The 18,841-nt window shown below is 48.2% G+C and carries 15 protein-coding genes; 8 read left to right on the forward strand and 7 right to left on the reverse strand.

Annotation, left to right across the window (positions count from 1 at the left end; genetic code table 11):
* Window positions 1-651: 651 nt before the first annotated feature.
* Both DF182_RS03315 and DF182_RS03320 read left to right on the forward strand, forming a co-directional pair.
* Window positions 652-3,720, forward strand: coding sequence for a SusC/RagA family TonB-linked outer membrane protein (locus DF182_RS03315; RefSeq protein WP_113614257.1), 3,069 nt, complete (start codon window positions 652-654; stop codon window positions 3,718-3,720).
* A gap of 11 nt (window positions 3,721-3,731) precedes the next feature.
* Complete coding sequence (locus tag DF182_RS03320; protein WP_113614258.1) at window positions 3,732-5,207, forward strand: RagB/SusD family nutrient uptake outer membrane protein; 1,476 nt, start codon at window positions 3,732-3,734, stop codon at window positions 5,205-5,207.
* Between the two features lie 42 nt (window positions 5,208-5,249).
* Here the strand turns inward: DF182_RS03320 and DF182_RS03325 are convergent, their stop codons facing one another.
* Window positions 5,250-6,407: an aldose epimerase family protein gene (locus DF182_RS03325; RefSeq protein ID WP_113614259.1), complete on the reverse strand. Its 1,158-nt coding sequence runs from the start codon at window positions 6,405-6,407 to the stop codon at window positions 5,250-5,252.
* A gap of 154 nt (window positions 6,408-6,561) precedes the next feature.
* Here DF182_RS03325 and pepE point away from each other — a divergent pair, with 154 nt between their 5' ends.
* The 3 genes from pepE to DF182_RS03340 are packed head-to-tail and all read left to right on the forward strand — an operon-like array spanning window position 6,562 to window position 8,231.
* Window positions 6,562-7,275 carry a dipeptidase PepE gene (gene pepE, locus DF182_RS03330; protein WP_113614260.1) on the forward strand — a complete coding sequence of 238 codons (714 nt, stop codon included), beginning with the start codon at window positions 6,562-6,564 and terminating at the stop codon, window positions 7,273-7,275.
* A gap of 33 nt (window positions 7,276-7,308) precedes the next feature.
* Window positions 7,309-7,896, forward strand: a complete 588-nt coding sequence (locus DF182_RS03335; protein WP_113614261.1) for a TetR/AcrR family transcriptional regulator — start codon at window positions 7,309-7,311, stop codon at window positions 7,894-7,896.
* The gene (locus DF182_RS03340; RefSeq protein ID WP_113614262.1) at window positions 7,893-8,231 is read left to right on the forward strand and encodes a hypothetical protein; all 339 of its coding nucleotides are present in this window, start codon (window positions 7,893-7,895) and stop codon (window positions 8,229-8,231) included. The genes DF182_RS03335 and DF182_RS03340 overlap by 4 nt, the downstream gene beginning before the upstream one ends.
* 50 nt (window positions 8,232-8,281) lie before the next feature.
* Here the strand turns inward: DF182_RS03340 and DF182_RS03345 are convergent, their stop codons facing one another.
* Both DF182_RS03345 and DF182_RS03350 read right to left on the reverse strand, forming a co-directional pair.
* A complete protein-coding gene (locus tag DF182_RS03345; protein ID WP_113614263.1) occupies window positions 8,282-9,610 on the reverse strand; it encodes a DEAD/DEAH box helicase in 1,329 nt (442 codons plus the stop codon).
* A 21-nt stretch (window positions 9,611-9,631) separates the two neighbouring features.
* Complete coding sequence (locus DF182_RS03350) at window positions 9,632-10,573, reverse strand: DUF6528 family protein (RefSeq protein WP_147243330.1); 942 nt, start codon at window positions 10,571-10,573, stop codon at window positions 9,632-9,634.
* Between the two features lie 44 nt (window positions 10,574-10,617).
* On the opposite strand from DF182_RS03350, the gene DF182_RS03355 reads away from it, so the two are divergent.
* From DF182_RS03355 to DF182_RS03365, 3 genes are all read left to right on the forward strand, one after another.
* Complete coding sequence (locus DF182_RS03355; RefSeq protein ID WP_113614265.1) at window positions 10,618-11,106, forward strand: hypothetical protein; 489 nt, start codon at window positions 10,618-10,620, stop codon at window positions 11,104-11,106.
* 41 nt (window positions 11,107-11,147) lie between these two features.
* Entirely contained in the window at window positions 11,148-12,095 is a 948-nt protein-coding gene (locus DF182_RS03360) for a DUF6268 family outer membrane beta-barrel protein (protein ID WP_113614266.1), read from the forward strand.
* Between the two features lie 337 nt (window positions 12,096-12,432).
* Window positions 12,433-13,917, forward strand: coding sequence for a S8 family serine peptidase (locus DF182_RS03365; protein WP_113614267.1), 1,485 nt, complete (start codon window positions 12,433-12,435; stop codon window positions 13,915-13,917).
* 44 nt (window positions 13,918-13,961) lie between these two features.
* Here DF182_RS03365 and DF182_RS03370 read toward each other — a convergent pair whose 3' ends face one another.
* The 4 genes from DF182_RS03370 to DF182_RS03385 all read right to left on the reverse strand — a co-directional run bounded on the left by DF182_RS03370 (window position 13,962) and on the right by DF182_RS03385 (window position 18,818).
* Complete coding sequence (locus tag DF182_RS03370; protein WP_113614268.1) at window positions 13,962-14,495, reverse strand: hypothetical protein; 534 nt, start codon at window positions 14,493-14,495, stop codon at window positions 13,962-13,964.
* 1 nt (window position 14,496) lies between these two features.
* Window positions 14,497-15,171: a hypothetical protein gene (locus DF182_RS03375; RefSeq protein ID WP_147243331.1), complete on the reverse strand. Its 675-nt coding sequence runs from the start codon at window positions 15,169-15,171 to the stop codon at window positions 14,497-14,499.
* 136 nt (window positions 15,172-15,307) lie between these two features.
* Window positions 15,308-17,692: a TonB-dependent receptor gene (locus DF182_RS03380; RefSeq protein WP_245957364.1), complete on the reverse strand. Its 2,385-nt coding sequence runs from the start codon at window positions 17,690-17,692 to the stop codon at window positions 15,308-15,310.
* A gap of 283 nt (window positions 17,693-17,975) precedes the next feature.
* A complete protein-coding gene (locus tag DF182_RS03385) occupies window positions 17,976-18,818 on the reverse strand; it encodes an NAD(P)H-binding protein (protein ID WP_211327041.1) in 843 nt (280 codons plus the stop codon).
* Between the last annotated feature and the right edge of the window lie 23 nt (window positions 18,819-18,841).

Consider the following 18,841-nt stretch of genomic DNA (forward strand, 5'->3'; position numbering starts at 1 on the left):
CGGGGGAGATGGTTATGCTGATGCCGTCGTTGAATATAAATAGTGCGGCTTCTGCTCCCGGGAAGGTGACGATGCTGATGCTACATGGAACACCATGGCAGTGCTGTTGGACATCTACCCTATCGCAGGTGGGATAGAGAGCATCCTGATGAGCATATTGAGTGGCAATTGGCTGATTGTAACGGAAAATTCTCTAAAAACCAGTATAGATAAGGTTTTCATACCACAAACATAAACGAATATACGAAAAGAACACGCTATCAACTTATCAGGATGCAGAAAACAATAACTGATACTCTTTTTTAAACTATTAATAGATAATTAACCCCAAGGGTATTTCACACGAAAAACTATACACTTACATTTACTTAATTCATTAACTTGTTTAAAACCAAAATTTCATCTGCCAACAGAAAAACCTATTCTTTCATCCTTGTTAATAAAACCCCTGTCCTATGAAGCAGAAAATGCCAAATTCCGGAGCCCGTGAACTAAATCGATATAGCTGATTACCGAGAGATTGTCTGCCAGTAGCACCTAAAAAACCACCGGAAGTAATACCCGTCACACAGCAAACCACGTTGCTGTGCAACGCTGTATACTTCACGCTATAACCAAACCCTTTTTCATTCACCGTTCATTTATTTCACTATGAGTTCTTCCATTCTTAGAAAACTATGCTTTCTGCTGATAGTCCTGTGTACAGCCACGGCCACAGCTATCGCGCAGAAGACCATTACCGGCAAAGTGACCGGCGCCGCCGACGGGGCCGGTTTGCCCGGCGTCACCATTACCGTGCCCGGAACCAGCACCGGCACACAAACAGACGTCAACGGCCATTTCAGGCTACAGACGCCCGCCAACGCACAAACGCTGTCGTTTTCCTTTATGGGTTATGAACCACTGACCATCACCATCGCCAACAGAGAAGTAATCAATGTCGCCCTGCAATCCACCAGCAAAGGACTGGGTGAAGTAGTAGTGGTGGGCTATGGCGTACAAAACCGCCGGGATGTAACCGGCACTATCTCTTCCGTAAAAGGCGCCGACATCAACAACCTCCCGGTCAGTGATGCCGCACAGGCCATGCAGGGCCGCGTTACCGGAGTAGATATCGTCCGCTCCGACGGACAGCCCGGCAGCACACCCAGTATTCGTATACGCGGCACCGGTACCATCAACAATGCAGAGCCACTGATCATCATCGATGGCGTTCCGGCCAGCGGCCTCAGTGATATCAACCCCAACGATATCGCCTCCATGGAAGTATTGAAAGATGCCTCCTCTTCTGCCATCTACGGTACCCGCGCGGCCAACGGCGTTATCATCATCACCAGCAAAAAAGGTAACTACGGCGAAAAGCTGAAAACGACTGTCAACTTATACAAAGGTGTCTCCAATGCCATCCGGTATATTCCGCTGCTCACCGCACCAGACCTGGTAATGCTGAAAAAAGAAAGGTATACCAATGACGGTAAAACAATAGACCCTATCTGGAACGATCCCTTTTATGCCACACAACGCACCGACTGGCAGCGGGCCCTGCTCGGCTCCGGCCAGGTGACCAACGCCGATGTAAACCTCCGCGGTGGCAACAACAGTTCCAACTACCTCTTCAGTGCCGGCTACTACGATGAAAAAGGCATCATCGAAAACACCTATTTCAAACGGTATACTATCCGTATCAACTCAGAACATAAACTGAGCAAACGTTTTAAAGTCGGTGAAAATATGCAGCTGACCTATCGCCAGAACGAAGGCTTTGATACCTATTCTTCACAGACAGGTCTTATCTTCAGCGCACTGCGTTTTAATCCCGCCATTCCGGTACGCAATCCCGACGGCAGCTACGGTTCTTCTAAAGCCAGCAACGAACTGGGAGACATCAACAACCCCGTTTTCACCGCGGAAACAACTGACGGCTGGGCCAAAAACTATCGTCTGCTGGCCAGTGTATACGGAGAGCTGGAAATCCTTGATGGTCTTACATTACGGGGCAACTATGGCTTCGATGGCAGCATCTACAACCAGTCCAATTTTGTGCCCAAGGTACTGGACCAAACCCGTACCCGCGACCACGCCGAACTATGGAACCGCAGCGAATCCAACAGCTCCCAGCTCAGTGAACTGTTTCTCACCTACAACAAAATCTTCCATCAACATCATCTTACCCTCACTGGTGGCTACTCACAGCAGGTGGCCAAAGGCTCCTACTTTAAAGGAGAACGCTGGGGTTACGGCGATGAGTCCCGCGACGTAAGGGTTCTTGATAACGGCAACGATATTCATGATGCCAGCGGGAACTTCAACCCGGAAAACGCCATCGCTTCCGGCTTTATCAGAGGCTTCTACGGATTTAAAGACAAATACCTGCTCACGGTCACTTTCCGCGCGGATGGCTCTTCCCGCTTTGCTCCGGGTAGGCGTTGGGGTTATTTCCCCGCTTTCTCTGCCGGATGGAGGGTTTCCGATGAACGTTTCTTCAAAGACAACGTAACCTTTATGAGCAACCTGAAAGTCACTGGTGGCTGGGGACAGCTGGGCAATCAGAATGTTCGCGATTTCCAGTATCTGGCGCCGGTGGATAAAGACAGACGTTACAACTTCGGCGAAAATCCTTACACCGGTATCTGGAACTCCCGTCTGGCTAACCCCAACATCACCTGGGAAAAAGCAGAGATGACCAATGTCAGCCTGGAAGCAGGTTTCTTCCAGAACAAACTGAACGCCGTCATCACCTGGTTTAATAAAAACACCAAAGATATGCTGGTGCCAGCCGCCGCTATGGACCTGCATGGTACTGCCTCTATTCCTGATCAGAATATCGGTCAGCTCAACAACAAGGGATGGGAAGTGGAAGTCAGCTACCAGGGCGGCAACGACCGTTTCCGTTATAATGTCTCTGCCAACGCGTCCTTTATTAAAAACACCGTTACACGGCTATACGAAGCTGGTACCTATATCTCCTCCTCCAACTACGGACGGCAGAACCAGGAAATTTCCCGCACCTACGAAGGACAACCGCTGGCGTCTTTCTATGGCTGGAAAACCAATGGTATCTATCAAACACAACAGGATATCGACAATGATCCCAACATCAGCAAAGACCCCAACAAGGGCAGTATCAAACCAGGTGATGTACGTTTCCTCGATATCAATGGTGACGGCATTATCAATGAACAGGACCGTACCTACCTCGGAGATCCCAATCCCAAAGTGGTATATGGCATCCAGGCGGGCGCCCGGTATAAAGGCTTTGACCTGAACCTTTCCTTTGCAGGTGTAGGCGGCGTAAAACTGTACAACGCTGATAAAATGCAGGGTATGGACCCTACCTATTCCTACAACATGTATGCAGAAGCCCTCAACCGCTGGCATGGTCCCGGCACCAGCAACAGCGTGCCGCGTATGTCACTCAGCAGCGATAATAGCAACAACCGCACTTCAGACCGCTTCGTAGAGAAAGGTGATTACTTCTCTCTGCGTAATATCGCCCTCGGCTATACGATTCCGGCGAAAGTATGGGGCCATAGCGGCATCTCAGACATCAGGGTATATGTGGCCGCACAAAACCTTTTTATCCTCACCTCCTACTCCGGGCTTACCCCCCAACTGGGCTACAACGACAACACCAAAGACGGCAACCGTCAGCGCGGTGTTGATGTAGCCGCCTATCCTCAAGCCAGAAGCTTCACTTTTGGCGCTACGCTCAACTTCTAAAACAGACCACTATGCAACGTATCAAACATATACTCTCCATCGGTATCATTACCACCTCCCTCCTGTGCGCCTGTAAAAATGTACTGGACGTACAACCGCAGGGCAACTTTACCACTGGCAACTACTGGCGTAATCAGGACCAGGCCGTAGATGGCATCACTGGTATTTACAACATATTACTGGAAGAAGACTATACAGGTTTTAACGAATTTGTTTTTGATAACTGTTCAGATGATCAGGTCCGTGGCGGAGACCATGACTACGACGATGCGATAGAAGCCTTCTCCTACGATGCTTCCACACCTACTGTGAAAGCAGGATGGAGATGGAAATATGAAACCATCAACCGCGCCAACAATGCACTGATCAATATTCCGAAGATCACTAACATAGATCCGGTGATCGAAGCGCGTTGCCTGGGAGAAGCCCGTTTCCTCCGCGCCTTCGCTTACTGGCGGCTCCTACTGATTTATGGGGAAGCACCTGTTATCACAGAAGATGATGTGGAGAAAGTCAACTACAACAAACCCAAGGTCAGTTCAGACCAGCTGCGGCAGCAGATAGAAGCTGATCTGCTGGCGGCTGCCGATGCACTTCCTGAAAGTTATAGCGAAACCGACAAAGGCCGCGTCAGCAAAGGAACAGCCTGGGGTCTGCTTTGCAAACTGTATATGGAATGGGGCAAACTGGACAAAGCCATTCTCTATGGCAGCAAAGTGACCAGCAATCCAAACTACGCGCTGGCGCCACGTTACAGCGATAATTTCAGTCCGGCTACCGGCAATAATTCCGAAATGCTGCTGGCGGTACAAACCGTTGACGGAAACGGCTACTCTGATTTTATCACTTATCACGCACCCCGCAAATGGAACGGATGGAGTTTCTTTTATCCTACCAAAGGACTGGTAGATGAATTTGAGACCGGCGACCCGCGCAAAGAGATCTGTATCATGGCACCCGGTGACAAAGTGAATGTAGGCACTGGTATTGAGATTGCCACGCCAGACCTGTCCTGGTCAGGTTATCATTACAAAAAATTCTGTAGCTGGAAACCTTCCGGAGGGCTGAACTACTCGCTGAAAACACCTTTGATGCGGAGTGCAGACATCTATCTGCTGGTGGCTGAGGCCAAAATCAGGTTAAATGGCCCAGGTGCCGGTGATGCGGAGATACAGGCCATCAGGACGCGTGCATCTGCTACATTGCCTCCTGTAAGCAATGCCGGCATGAAAGAGCTGATGCATGAACGCAGGGTGGAACTATGCGGAGAGAATGAAAGGCAGCAAGACCTGCTACGCTGGGACAAAGCCAAACTGATAGACATTGTTGCAATCAACAATCAGCCTAAACTGGCTTATGATGGTACGGTGATGAGCAGAGGCGGTGCCCCACGGAAGTTTATCAAACCTAAGCATTATTATTTCCCGATGCCACAACAGGAGATAGACAGGAGCAAGGGCATTTTAATACAGAACCCTAACTACTAAACATCAAAAGGGCTGACCGGTTACTGGTCAGCCCTTTTTGCTTTATTTGGTGGAGAATCTATAGACCGTTGTTTGGGTATAGGTTTCTCCTGGTTTGAGTATTACATTCGGAAAGTCGGGCTGATTGGGGGAATCAGGGAAATGTTGTGCTTCCAGGCAAAGGCCGGCATGCTGCACATATTTCTGTCCGTTGCGGGTGTTTGCAAGGGTACCATCGAGGAAGTTGCCGGAATAGAACTGAACACCGGGTTCTGTAGTAGCCATCTCCATATAACGACCGCTGATTGGGTCATAAAGGGAGGCTACTGTTTCGAGGTCTTTGGATGTTTTATCCAGCACGTAGTTATGATCATAACCACCTTTCACGGCTGCAATATCTTTCCCTACTTTTTTCGGGGTGGTGAAGTCCATTACGGTGCCTTTCACTGGCTGCAGCTGGCCGGATGGTATCAGTTTATCATTCACCGGTGTATAGCGGCTGGCTTTCAGCTCCAGTTCCTGGTTGAGGATGTTGCTGTCTTTACCTGCCGACAGATTGAAATAAGTGTGGTTGGTAAGATTCACCGGTGTTGGTTTATCCGCAGTGGCGCTATAGCTGATTTTCAGGGCATTATCGGGAGTGAGGGTGTATACCACGGTGGCCTTGAGATTGCCGGGGTAACCTTCTTCTCCGTCTTTGCTGGTATATTCCAGTTGCAGGCTGCTGTCGCCGGCCTGGGAGGCGGCCCATATCACTTTATCAAATCCTTTCATACCGCCGTGGAGCGTGTTGCCGTGATCGTTAGCTGCGAGCGTGTAGTCTTTACCGTCGAGTTTAAATCTGGCGTTGGCGATACGATTGGCATAACGGCCGATCAGTGCTCCGAAATAGGGCTGTCCTTTTTGCTGGTAGCCGCTCAGAGAATCATAAGACAGCACCACATTACCTTTCTGGCCCTGTTTATCAGCTGTGATGATATCGGTGACGATACCTCCGTAGTTGAGGATCTTCACCTCTGTGCCGGCATCATTGTGCAGGGTGTATTGCAGCACTTCCTGTCCGTATGCCTGGCCATAGCTATGCCCTGTCGAAGCGGTAATACTGGTTGAATCGGCAGCATCATCTTTGGTTTCTTTGGGAGTAGCAGTGTTGTTACAGGATGCCAGGACTGCAGCGCCTGAGATCATAAGGGCGGGGAGTGCCCTGAAATTGATTTCCATAACGTATATAGTGGTTAAGTGAATAGTATTTTTAAATATCGTGATAATTAGGGAAAAGAAGAAATGTGTGAATGTTAATCCCGCCGTGATATGTTTTGGTAGTATTTATTCTCCGGAAGGGTTAATTTTGGCGGCCAGAGAAATACACCAACATATGAAACATATTGTACTGGCCAGCACTTCCACCCTTTATGGTGAAGGTTACCTGGCTTATTTGCAGCCTGTGATGAAGACGCTGTTTGCCGGCGTCAGCGAGATCATTTTTGTGCCGTTTGCCCGTCCGGGTGGGATTTCCCATGATGAATACACTGCTAAAGCCGCGGCTGCATTTGAGCCGCTGCAGATAAAAGTAAAAGGGTTGCATACCTTTGCCGACCCTGCAGCCGCTATCCGGGAAGCACAGGGCTTTTTCACCGGAGGAGGCAATACCTTCCTGCTGGTAAAAGAACTGCTGGAACGCGGACTGATGGACAAATTAAAAGCAGCCGTAGAAGAAGGCCGTCCTTACATGGGATGCAGCGCCGGCAGCAACATCGGCGGTGTTTCCATGCAAACTACCAACGATATGCCCATCGTTTATCCTCCCGGATTCCAGACAATGGGACTGGTGCCTTTTAACCTGAATCCACACTACCTCGACCCTATCCCCGATCTGCCGCATATGGGAGAAACCAGAGAGACACGCATCCGCGAATTCCATACCCAACACACCACACCTGTGCTGGGCCTGCGCGAAGGCGGCTGGATACATGTCAAAGGTGAAGCCATCACCCTGGAAGGCAAAGTAAGCGCCCGTATCTTCGAAGCCGGTAAAACGCCTTATGAAGTGGAACCCGGCAGCAGCCTCAATTTTCTCCGCCAATCCTGATTAAACGAATAGTTATTCGTTTATCTTTGGACTATGCGCTTAAAAGATGAGAACAAACTAATTACTATACAGGAAAAGGCCATCGAAATGATCGTCAGAGAAGGTTTCGATGGCCTCAGTATGCACAAGCTGGCCAAAGCAGCCAACATCTCTGTTTCCACCATATACGTCTATTTCAAAAACCGGGAAGACCTGCTTAATCAGCTGTATATCGCTGTATCAGCACTGTTTGCCAAAGAAACCCTGCACAACTTTGACCCCAACATGGACTTCGAAGCCGGCCTATGGCTGCAGTGGACGAACCGTTACCGCTATATTCAGCAGTATCCGCTGCATTATCATTTTTCGGAACAGTTCCGTAACTCCCCGCTGATCCATCATCCGGATATTAAAGAAGATGTTTTCCGCAGCACCATGCAGCAGTTTGTGGCTAACGCCGTCCGGAAACAACAGATTGCCGACCTGCCTGAAGAAGTATACTGGGCGCTGGCCTACGGGCCTTTTTATATACTGGTCAACTTCCACCTGCATAATGCAGCCCTGGCTGGCAAACCATTCCAACTGAGTGAAGAAACAATGAACATAACTTTTGCAAGAACCCTGCAATCCTTAAAAAAATGACAACGACTTTATTCCGCCCTGTAGGCCTGGCTGAGCTAATACTAATTGAACAATCCGGCTGGAAAAAATTTCCTCCCCGTCTTCCCGACCAACCCATCTTCTACCCTGTCATGAATGAAGAATATGCCATTCAAATATCCACCCAATGGAATGTACCGGCTTATGGGAAAGGATATGTTACCCGGTTTGAAGTAAACACGGAATTTCTGCAGGCCTATCCTGTACAGAATGTGGGTGGTATCATCCATGATGAGCTATGGATACCGGCAGAAGACCTGGAAGCCTTCAATGAAAATATTGTGGGATTGATTGAGGTAACACAACGATACGAATAATATACCAGCAAAAAGGCCGGAATCGCTTCCGGCCTTTGCTATAACTATACTTACTTCGCTACATCTATTTTCACCTTTTTATTCTTTATCCGCTCATCTTTGATGATGTGTAAAGTATTGGATGCCTTTGACTTCACGATAGCCACAAAAGAGAAGAAATCCTTCACTTCTATCAGCCCTACATCTTCTTTTTTAAGCATGCCTTTTTTGGTGAGGAAACCGACGATATCGATTTTATTGACTTTATCCTTTTTACCTGCGGAGATGAACAGGGTTGTCCATTTTGGTTTTTCCGGCAGGACCGCTTTTTCCGGCAGCTGGATGGTGTCCACTGTTTCGGTAATGTACGGCATCAGTTTTTCGTCTGGTGCGAGGATGACGATTGCGGTGCCACTGGCTTCCATTCTGGCGGTACGGCCATTGCGGTGTGTCCAGCTGTCTTCTGTATGAGGCAGGTGGAAGTGTACGATATAACGGATATTAGGAATATCCAGTCCGCGGGCGGCCAGGTCGGTGGTCACCAGTACGTTGACAGTGCCGTTACGGAATTTGCAGAGGGCGCTGTCACGCTCTCTTTGTTCCATGGCGCCGTGGTAGAATTCGTTGAGGATACCTTTCTCAGACAGCATAGTGCTGGTGCGTTCCACCGCCTCACGATGGTTACAGAACACGATGGTAGAGCGGTTGCCCAGGTGGCAGATCAGGCGGAACAGGGTTTCTACCTTATCATTTTCAGGTGATAATACCTGTTGATAAGCCAGACGGGCCTGTGGAGTTCCATCTTCCGGCAGGAAATTGAGTTTCTGCGGATTATCCAGGTTTACAAAATCCGGGATGTCTACCGCTTCTGTGGCGGAGGTGAGGATACGCTTGGTTACACCAGGCAGGGAGGAAATGATAAAGGATACTTCTTCCTGGAAACCCAGTTCCAGTGATTTATCGAATTCGTCGAGCACCAGTGTTTCGATGGTATCGGTAGTGATATTGCCTCTGCGGATATGGTCACAGATACGGCCCGGTGTGCCTACGATTACGGCAGGCGGCTGTACCAGGTTGTTTTCTTCCGTTTCACGGAGGTGTCCGCCATAAGTGGCGGTGATCTTGTAACCGGTCCCCATGAGTTTGAAGACCTTTTCTATCTGAAGGGCCAGTTCACGGGAAGGAGCCACGATCATGGCCTGTGTCTTTTTATTGGCAGGGTCGAGCCGTTCGAGGACGGGCAGGAGGAAAGCCAGCGTTTTACCGGAGCCGGTAGCAGAGAGCAGAATGACATCGGAATGCTGGCGGTTGGCCGCAACAGACGCTTCCTGCATGTCATTGAGCGTTTTGATCTTGAGATTAGAAAGAATATCTTCTAATGAATATGTTCCTTTTTGCATGTGCCAGCAAAAGTACGAAAATTAAATTTGGGCCGGCATCGGCGTTTTCGACTCACTGAAAGGGTCCGGTAACACCCAGCGCGCCTTGTAGATCCGGAGCCCGGGCTGCATAAACACGCGCTGCCCTTTTGCATCTATCACTTCGTCTGTCCACCAGGACTCCTTAGGCTTGCCGAGGATCACCGGAAAGCCAGCCGGACCGGAAGAAACACTTTTGATATTCTCCTGTATCGTTGCTCCGGGAGATAATTGTCTGGAGCCAATATCCAACCGGTACACGTGGGTGAGGTTGGTGAGCCATAAACTGTTTTCGCCATATACCGGGTACAGGTCATGCGCTTCGGTACCTGGCAGGCGGAAGCTGGTATCTGCGATCAGGTCGGGGGTATCCCTATTGAAGTTGTAACGGTATACCTTCATGGAGTCCATGGCGGCCGTCCACAGGCGCCGGCCGGCAGCATCCCATACCACATTATGCCCGAAGGCTACCGGTATCTTTTTCGTATATGCGTTGGCATTATATCCGGTGGTATCTGCCCTGAAAATCATCAGGAAATTACCGGTACTGGAAGCACTGACGATATTACCATCCGGCAGCAGCGCCGCAGAATGGGTATTGCCACCGGCATAAGCATAAAACATTGTTTTTTTATCCGCGATACGGATCAGCGCCACCCCTCCGCCGGAAGCCGTCATCAGGATATAACGGCCGTTGAGTACAGGCTTTGCCTCACTGGGATTATTGAACCACTTGACATGTTCAGGTTTTACACCACACAGGGCTGGCTTCCATTCCCAGATAATTTTTCCGGCGTTTACATCGGCAATGGCTATACGGTGCTCCGCCTGCTCTGCGAGCACGATGCAGCGCCGACAACCGGTCACCGTAGTATCGCGGGAGAAGGCCCGCATCTCACTATAAAAAAATAACAAAACAGTAACTAAATACAGGGTATACTTCATCTTGTTGTGTTTGTACATTTCATCATTTTAACTACTTTCAGGATATGAAAACACTACAAATCCTATCGTTCGTTGCTGTTGGCGCCCTCGCATCCTGCGGCCAGTCCGGCAACCAATCCGGCAACCAAGCTAATAAAAATACCGACAGTGTAAAAACCCCGGCCACTTTTACCGAAGATATCTGTTATCAGAAAGCCAATGGCAAGGATACTACCATTTTGGAGCTGCATAAGCAGGACACCCTGGTAGTGGGCCAACTTTTCTACAATCGTTTTGAGAAAGATAAGAATGCAGGCGCCATTGCCGGGGTAATCCGCAACAATTATATCTTTGGACAATATTCTTTTATGAGTGAAGGGACGATGAGTAGCCGTCCGGTGATATTCCACCTGGTGGGCGATAAAGCCTACGAAGCAGTGACAGATAGTATCAACCGGGTAGGTGTGCTTGTTTTTTCAAACGATACTACCGCTTTAAAATTTGAAGCGGAACCACTTTTAAAAATTTCCTGTGACAAGATAGGGGTAAAATAACACAAGCGTGTCGATATCGAAACACCTACAAAAATTTCGATATGACACACCTGCCTCGCGCTTGTCACAAGCGCACTGCCTGGCTATTGCCCGGACTTTTGTTAATGGCTGGCGCCGTAAAAGCACAGCTTGGCGCCAGCAACCTCACCGGCCCTGGTGTAGCTATTAATGTCGATTACCTGCCTGCCAGTCATTATATCCGGCCGGAAGACTCCCTGAAGATGCCGGCCACCACTTCACAACAGCGTATCAGCCTGGGCGCTGCATTTTTGTTATCCTCCCATGTAGACACGATCACCGGTAAAGTACGCACCTGGAGCCTCGGAGCATTTGGTACCTATTCCAAGTTTACCAATAAGGATTATGAAAAACAGATATTCCCTGATGAACTGCTGGGAACACAAATAAGTCTGTTACACAAACGTACCATCAACAGCAAATGGAGCCTCATGGCGATGGTATCTGCAGGTGTGTTCACCGATATGGAAAAAATAGACTACGAAGATGTGGTGATCAACGGCGGTGTGATTTTTATCAAACGCTACAACCCCAGATTCAGCCTGGGTATTGGCGCCGTACTCACCAACAGCTTCGGCGCACCGATGGTGCTGCCAGCCTTCCTGCTGTCATGGAAAACCAACGGCCGGTTCAAAGTTGAAGTGAACATCCCCGAAAAAATCAGTGTCAGCAGCACACTTAATAAATATGATGATCTCGCCCTTGCCCTAAGGCTTTCCGGCGCTGCCTTTGATGTAGAAAAACATCCTGACAATAAAAGACAATTAGGCTATTCAGAAATCACTGTCGGACTGGAAAACACTTTCCATCTCACACGTAAAGTAGATTTCAACATTGCCGGAGGCAGCGTTCTGGTCAGCAGTGTACAGTTTCGTGAGAAAAAACTGTCTTCCATATTTTCCGACGTACCATCCCACCGGCTTGCCACCAACTTTTACCTCAGTGCAGGGGTAAGGTGGAATTTCAGATAAATGCGGAAGAAAAGGTGTCTCATTATACAGAGACACCTTTCTTTTTTGAGTACCCATCCCATCGCAGTGTCACTACGTACATTCACGCCATCAATCGTCAAGCATAGTACCTATAGCCCATTACTGATTGTTTAAAAACCCGTCATTTCCATATCTTTTCCCGGTTACCCACCACCAGCAGTAGCAGGATCTGATATCATCATACATCAGCATTATACTTACCGGCACTTCCAACCAGGTGCCCAGCTATTTACAGTGACCAAACGCAAGCGATCTGCCACCAACAGACAGCCGGAAATCCATAACATTATTTTTTATCAATCAATAAAAACCAACAATGAAAAAGCACCTATTATTCATCATTGCTTTATGTCTGAGCGCTGCGGCATGTACCAAAAAAATTCAGGAACCAACCATTAGTACCCCTGTTGATCCGCTTCAAGCCCCAGGCAGTCTGAAAGGTCAGAACCATCTTCTACCCGGAACAGATCAATATCGGTTACTCGTAAAATTTAAAGCAGCTGCTATCCTGGCCGTCGAAAAAAATCAGCCTGTATTTGCTAAAACCTTTGCCCCATCTGCTGCCAGTACCTGGGGAAGGACCTCCGGCAATGTTCAGTCGTTTACTTATGAGCAGGCGATTCCCTTTGCACCGGAAGAAAAAGCAGCTATGAAACAAGGCCGCCTGGCAGCAGCAACACCTGGAGTTTTCAACCGCTATGCCTTCAGAGGCCTGCTTTATATAAAAGAAGCGCCCACCATGCAGCCTGCCGATGTATTAAAACTCGCAGACGAATTCGAGAAACTGGATATCGTGGAATATGCAGCCGTAGAACCAGTAACCCCACCGCCTCCTCCTGTAACACCCGACTATTCCGCGCAGCAATACTACAGAAATGACGTAGATGCCACCGATCCGAATGTGCGTGGTATCAACGCCATCTATGCCTGGTCTGTGGGTGTTACCGGCTCCGGTATTCGTATTGCCGACATTGAATGGGGATACAATAAAAATCATGAAGACCTTGTTGGCTCAAGAGCGCTGGAAGTATTACCGCCGCCGGATGATCAGTATAAAGACCACGGCACCGCTGTAATCAGCATACTGCTGGGAAGAAATAACGGCTTTGGCGTAACCGGTCTGGTATACGGAGCGGATAGTTGTTTCGTTGTCTCCGAACGTGTACTTGGAAGACCAGGCGGCATTGCAGCCGGGCTTGCAAGACTGCGCCGTGGCGATGTGTTCCTGTATGAAATGCAGACCAGCGGTTCGGGTGGTAATTATGTTCCTGCTGATTTTAATCAGGCTGTATGGGATATCACCAAAGCAGCCACTGACTCTGGTATCATTGTAGTGGCCGCAGCTGGCAATGGCGATCAAAACCTGGATGACGCCTATTATAACAGTTACCGGGCCAGAGGAGATAACCGCGCGATTATTGTGGGAGCTGGCACCAAAGTATCGCGCAATAAAGCCAGCTTCTCCACCTATGGCAGCACCGTGCATCTGCAGGGCTGGGGCGACTGGACTGTTGTCAGCGCTGGTTATGGATCTCTTTATAACGGTGGTCCCGACGCTACCTATTCAAAGGATTTTTCAGGTACTTCTTCTGCCACACCGATTGTTGCTTCTGCCGTGATTGCAGTGCAATCATGGTACAAAGCCCACACCGGCACTGTATTATCACCACTTGCCATTAGAAACCTGCTGATCAATACCGGCACGCCTCAAGGTACCGGCGGCCATATCGGACCTTTGCCCAATATCAAAGCGGCCATCGAATCACTTAGCGCCTCTGGCGTTGCAGCTCCTCAGCCATAACATCAATCACTATACGAAAAGGGCGCTGCCATCATTGGGGCGCCCTATCTCTTAATCACGAATGAACCGCTTACATTGAGTTGTTTGGTAGCATCCGAGACACATTGCATCTGTGTATTAAAAAGACCTTTTATTTCCTTTGCAGTAATCTCATTGATGGTAACGATATTTTTGCTGCCAGGTATTGACGTGTATTCCAAAGGGTTAGCCTGTTCCTTATCATTGATTTTAATAGCCAGAAAACCTGCCTTGCGTGTACTGCTATCAGCCACCGGCATATCATTCACCAACTGCATCACAGGATAGTCTCCCAGCGTAATTTTCCCGGAAGCGATATCCGTGATCACACAACTAAAATAAAAGGGAATAATTTCACTCCGGTCCGTAAAAAAGCCCAGTGTAGCATTTGGATCGATAAAGGTCTGAGCAATCAGTTGCCTTGCAACGATATCTCTGTAAAAAGTATGTTCCTTACCTGCAATCGTTACTTTCAGCATAGAATGCTCCTGCGCCAGCAACGGCAGAAAAACCGCGAGCAGACCAATAAGGAGAAGCAGCCGTTTTATTGTGTACATCATATTACCGGATTTGTAATACCACCGCAAACCCGTCATGGTCACCGGTAGTATCGGTTTCATTGTTTTGTGTATTGTGCAGGTTATAACACCCCAGCCTTTTCACCGCAGCAAACTTCACCAGCTTATCTTCGAATTCTTTTTCTGCCGCTTTAAAGGTGACGTATTCGTGAGACAGCCCTCTCTCCCTGCTAGCAGCGCCGATCCAGAAGTAGATGCCATCTTTAAGATATGGTCCAAACAGGCGTGCATGATCGTTGGTGAACGTCCAGAGATAATTTGAAAAAGCCTTGTTGCTGGATGTATCCGGCAGCTGCGTAAAATCCTGGTTGTCCATTTTACCTTTATAGGCTGCAGTATGGCCGGGACGGGCATTGAATCCTGCAGTGCCAAATCTTTTTTCCATCAGCGTGCGGGAAGCATTTTCTGAAGTGGAGAGTGTATCAACGATGATCAGATTAATCGGTTCATACAGGGTTTTGTGGTTGAGTTTAAAACCCAGCCACTGTGCAGGTTTATCATTGTGCGAACCGCTTTCGTACATCCACTTACCAATTTCAGGAAGTGCATCTGATACCTTCAGGGGGATAGAGCTTTCGCAGGAATCTCTGTGGTGATGAGCCCTACAGCCCGCTAACAGCAATAAGGCTATACTACAATATTTGAGGGAACGCATCATGGGAAATTGATTTATCGGTCAGAATAGCATAACAGTTCCTGCTGAAAAAAGTTTGCGTTACTGGTAAAAGTTCCCAAAAAAGACGAAGGGCATCTCCTGTTGGAGACGCCCTTTCATTGTATAAAACTGTATCCGCTTAGAATTTGTATGAAACGGTACCTACAAACTGGGTAGGTGGTATTGGGTTGATGCTGTAGTTTTCGTGTACGTAGAAGTTGTAAGTATTGGTAACGTTGGAAACTTTACCCATTACAGCAAAACGTTTGAAAGTGTAGCCAGCGCTGAGGTCGAGCGTAGAATATCCAGGTACGGAAATCAGGCGGTCAGCTGGAATCAGCTTCTGGCCTACTGTATTGTTCCAGCCGGCATAACGCTGACCGATATAGTAGAATCCGGCACCTACTTTCAGGCCTTTCACAGCTGACTGCTGGAAGGTATAGAATGCGCTGGCGTTGGCAGTATGGTTAGGGTTACCCACCAGTCTCTGACCGGCTATTACAGAACCTTGAGATTTAGGAGTATTTTCTACCGTCATGCTGTTGTAGCTATAACCGGCAATTACGTCCAGACCTGGCAGCGGATGACCGGCGATGTCCAGTTCCACGCCCTGGCTGAGGGTTTCACCGATCAGCGATTTAACGTTAGCATCGGTGTTAATAGTGGTGCCATCTGCCTTAAATGGTGCTGTCTGTGCATAATTGTTGTTGCGAATGCGGTAAGCTGTCAGGTTTACAGATAACAGTCCTTTGAAGAAATCATTTTTCACACCTGCTTCATATTGCTGGATGATAGAAGGTTTAACATTCTCTCCATAGATATCCTGGCCGGTGTTAGGCGTAAAGGAGGTGGAATAGCTTGCAAACACAGCAGTGGTTGGAATTGGTTTGTATACGATACCAAAGCGGGGAGACACAGCATTGTCGTATCTGGAGGCACCTGGCTTACTACCACCTTTGATGAAATCGTAAAGAACCGGTGATTCACTCTGCAGGTAAGATACTCTTACGCCAGCCAGTACTTTCAGTTTTTCGGAGATGCTCACGAGGTCCTGAACATAAGCGCCTATTCTGTTGATAGGTACGTTATTTACAGTTGACAACGTATCGCCCGGCATGTCTGTACGACGGGTGTATTTAGCAGGATCAAAGATATTGATGATATCGTAGGTAGCCGGGATCTTATAAGCATAAGTACCAGTCAGGTAACGATCCGCATCTACACCAGCCAGCACGGTATGTTCTACGCTTCCGGTTTTAAATTTACCGGTCAGGTCTACCTGAGCTGCATAATAATCTTCGTTGGTAGCGTTTCTTCCGAGTGGACGATTCCAGTCGCCATTGGCAGATGCCTGGATTCTTTCAATCGCGTAGTAATCACGTGCGTATTTGGAGTAGGAAATCAGACCATTGATAGACCAGTTTTCATTGAATTTATGTTTGATGTTGGCAGAAGCAGTGCTTTGCTGCGTATGTGCATACTGCCAGGGGGCACCGTAGAAGGTGTTGCGGGGAGCCTTGTTGATCACAGTATCAGCGAAAGAACCCAGACCGAAGTCAGGAGTAAAATCGTGTTTCAGGTAATCGCCCTGTAACAGCAGTTCGGTGCGGTCGCTGAGTTTGAACAACAGAGACGGGTTAATATAGTATCTTTTGGAATGTACCTGATCGCGGTAGCTGTCAGCTGTTTCGAAGGTACCATTTACACGGTAAGCAATTTTGGAAGAGATGGGACCATATACGTCGAATGCTGGTTTCAGGAGGCCGTAGCTGCCTGCTCTCAGATTCACTTCACCGCCGAAGTTGAATTTAGGTTGTTTGGTAACCATGTTCATCACCGCGCCCGGTGCAACGTTACCATACAGGATAGCTGCGCTGCCTTTGAGGATTTCCACTCTTTCAAGGGAGCTCATTTCAGGCATGGCACCAGAGTTAACACGGGTACCGTTTTTAAACATATTGGTGCTGGAGAAACCATAACCACGGGCGTTAAAGGTTTCCTGTGTACCAGCACGCTGAGAGGCCATGTAAATACCGTTTACATTTTTCACCACATCGCTCAGACGTTGTGCCTGCTGATCTTCCAGTACTTCATGACCAATAATGGCCACACTCTGGGGCAGGTCCATCACCGGCACCGGCAGTTTACCGATGGATACCGGTCTGCGGTTGATAGTGCGGGTGCGGGTACCATCTACTACTACTTCATTCAGCTGGCTGGAAGTAGTCTGTAAATCGAAGTTCATTTCAGCTGTTTTATCAGCTTCTACAGTGATCGTTTGCTCAATTTTATGGCAACCGGTGCAGGATATTACGATGGTATAAGTACCAGGTTTAAGATTTTTAACAGTGAAGGTGCCGTCTTCATTGGTTACTGTTCCTCTTTTAGTGTCTTTGAGTCCTACCGTAACAAAAGCCGCCGGCTCTCCGTCTGCAGTCTTGATTTTGCCTTTAATAACGCCATTCTGGGCCATCACCGCAATACTCATCAGAACAAAACCAATAATCAAGTATAAATGCTTCACCTCTGTAATTTTTTTGCAAAGGAACCCCAAGATGAGTTTTTGGCCGAGGCGAATCGGGAAAAGCATTTACGCAAAACGGAAAAAGTTACGAAAAATTTCAAAAACAATTGATTACCAATAAATTAAATATTATTGATCAAAAAAGGAAAATGGTTACGGGAAGATTTTAAAGGAAGGATTTTCCCGATTGGAACATCATCGTCCCTAAAACATATGCCAAATTCCATCATATGATCTTCCCGTAATCCATTACATCAGCATGGTTTCCATTTTCCAACAAAGATTATTGTTGGTTCCATATACCAGTAGCGGCAGTTTCACGGGCATAGTCAGCGAAATCGCGGGGAGCTCTGTTGAGGGCACGCTGTACACCATCAGACAGATGGGCATTACGGCCATCGAGCACTTCAGAGAAGAGGTAAGATACCAGCCAGATATAATCATCCGGAATACCATATTCCTGTAACATAGCTTTATATTCATCGAGGCTTACTTCCTGGTACTGGATAGGTTTACCGGTGGCTTTGGCCACTTCTCCTACTGCTTCAGCAAATGTCAGCAAACGCGGGCCGGTAAGCTCGTACAGCTGCCCTGCATGACCTTCTTCCGTGAGTGCGGCCACCGCTACATCAGCGATATCATCGGCATCAATAAACGGTTCCACTACCGCTCCGGCCGGAAGAGCTACAAACCCCGCCTGCAGCGGCTCCAGCAGATATCCTTCACTGAAGTTCTGGCTGAACCAGGCACAACGGAGGATAGTCCAGTCTATTCCGGAATTCATCACGATTTCTTCGCAGGCCTCTGCTTCTTTCTCGCCACGGCCGGATAACAACACGATCTTCTTCACACCGCAGGTTACAGCTGTACGCGTGAACGTATTGATAGCATCTACTGCACCAGGAACGGCCAGATCAGGGTAATAGCTGAGGTATACAGCTTCTGTTCCTTTCAGCACCAGCTCCCAGGTAGCAGGATTTTCCCAGTCGAAACCCGGATCTGCAGAACGGGAGCCAATTTGTACGGGCCATTCTTTTTCGCTCAGGAGCTGTGCTATTCTTCTGCCGGTTTTACCGGTACCACCTAATATGAGGACTTTCGCTTGATTAGTTGTTGCTTTCATCATCTTGTCGTTTTTTTTATCAAAAC

It is taken from the genome of Chitinophaga flava (assembly GCF_003308995.1).
In the GTDB taxonomy this organism is placed as follows: Bacteria; Bacteroidota; Bacteroidia; order Chitinophagales; family Chitinophagaceae; genus Chitinophaga; species Chitinophaga flava.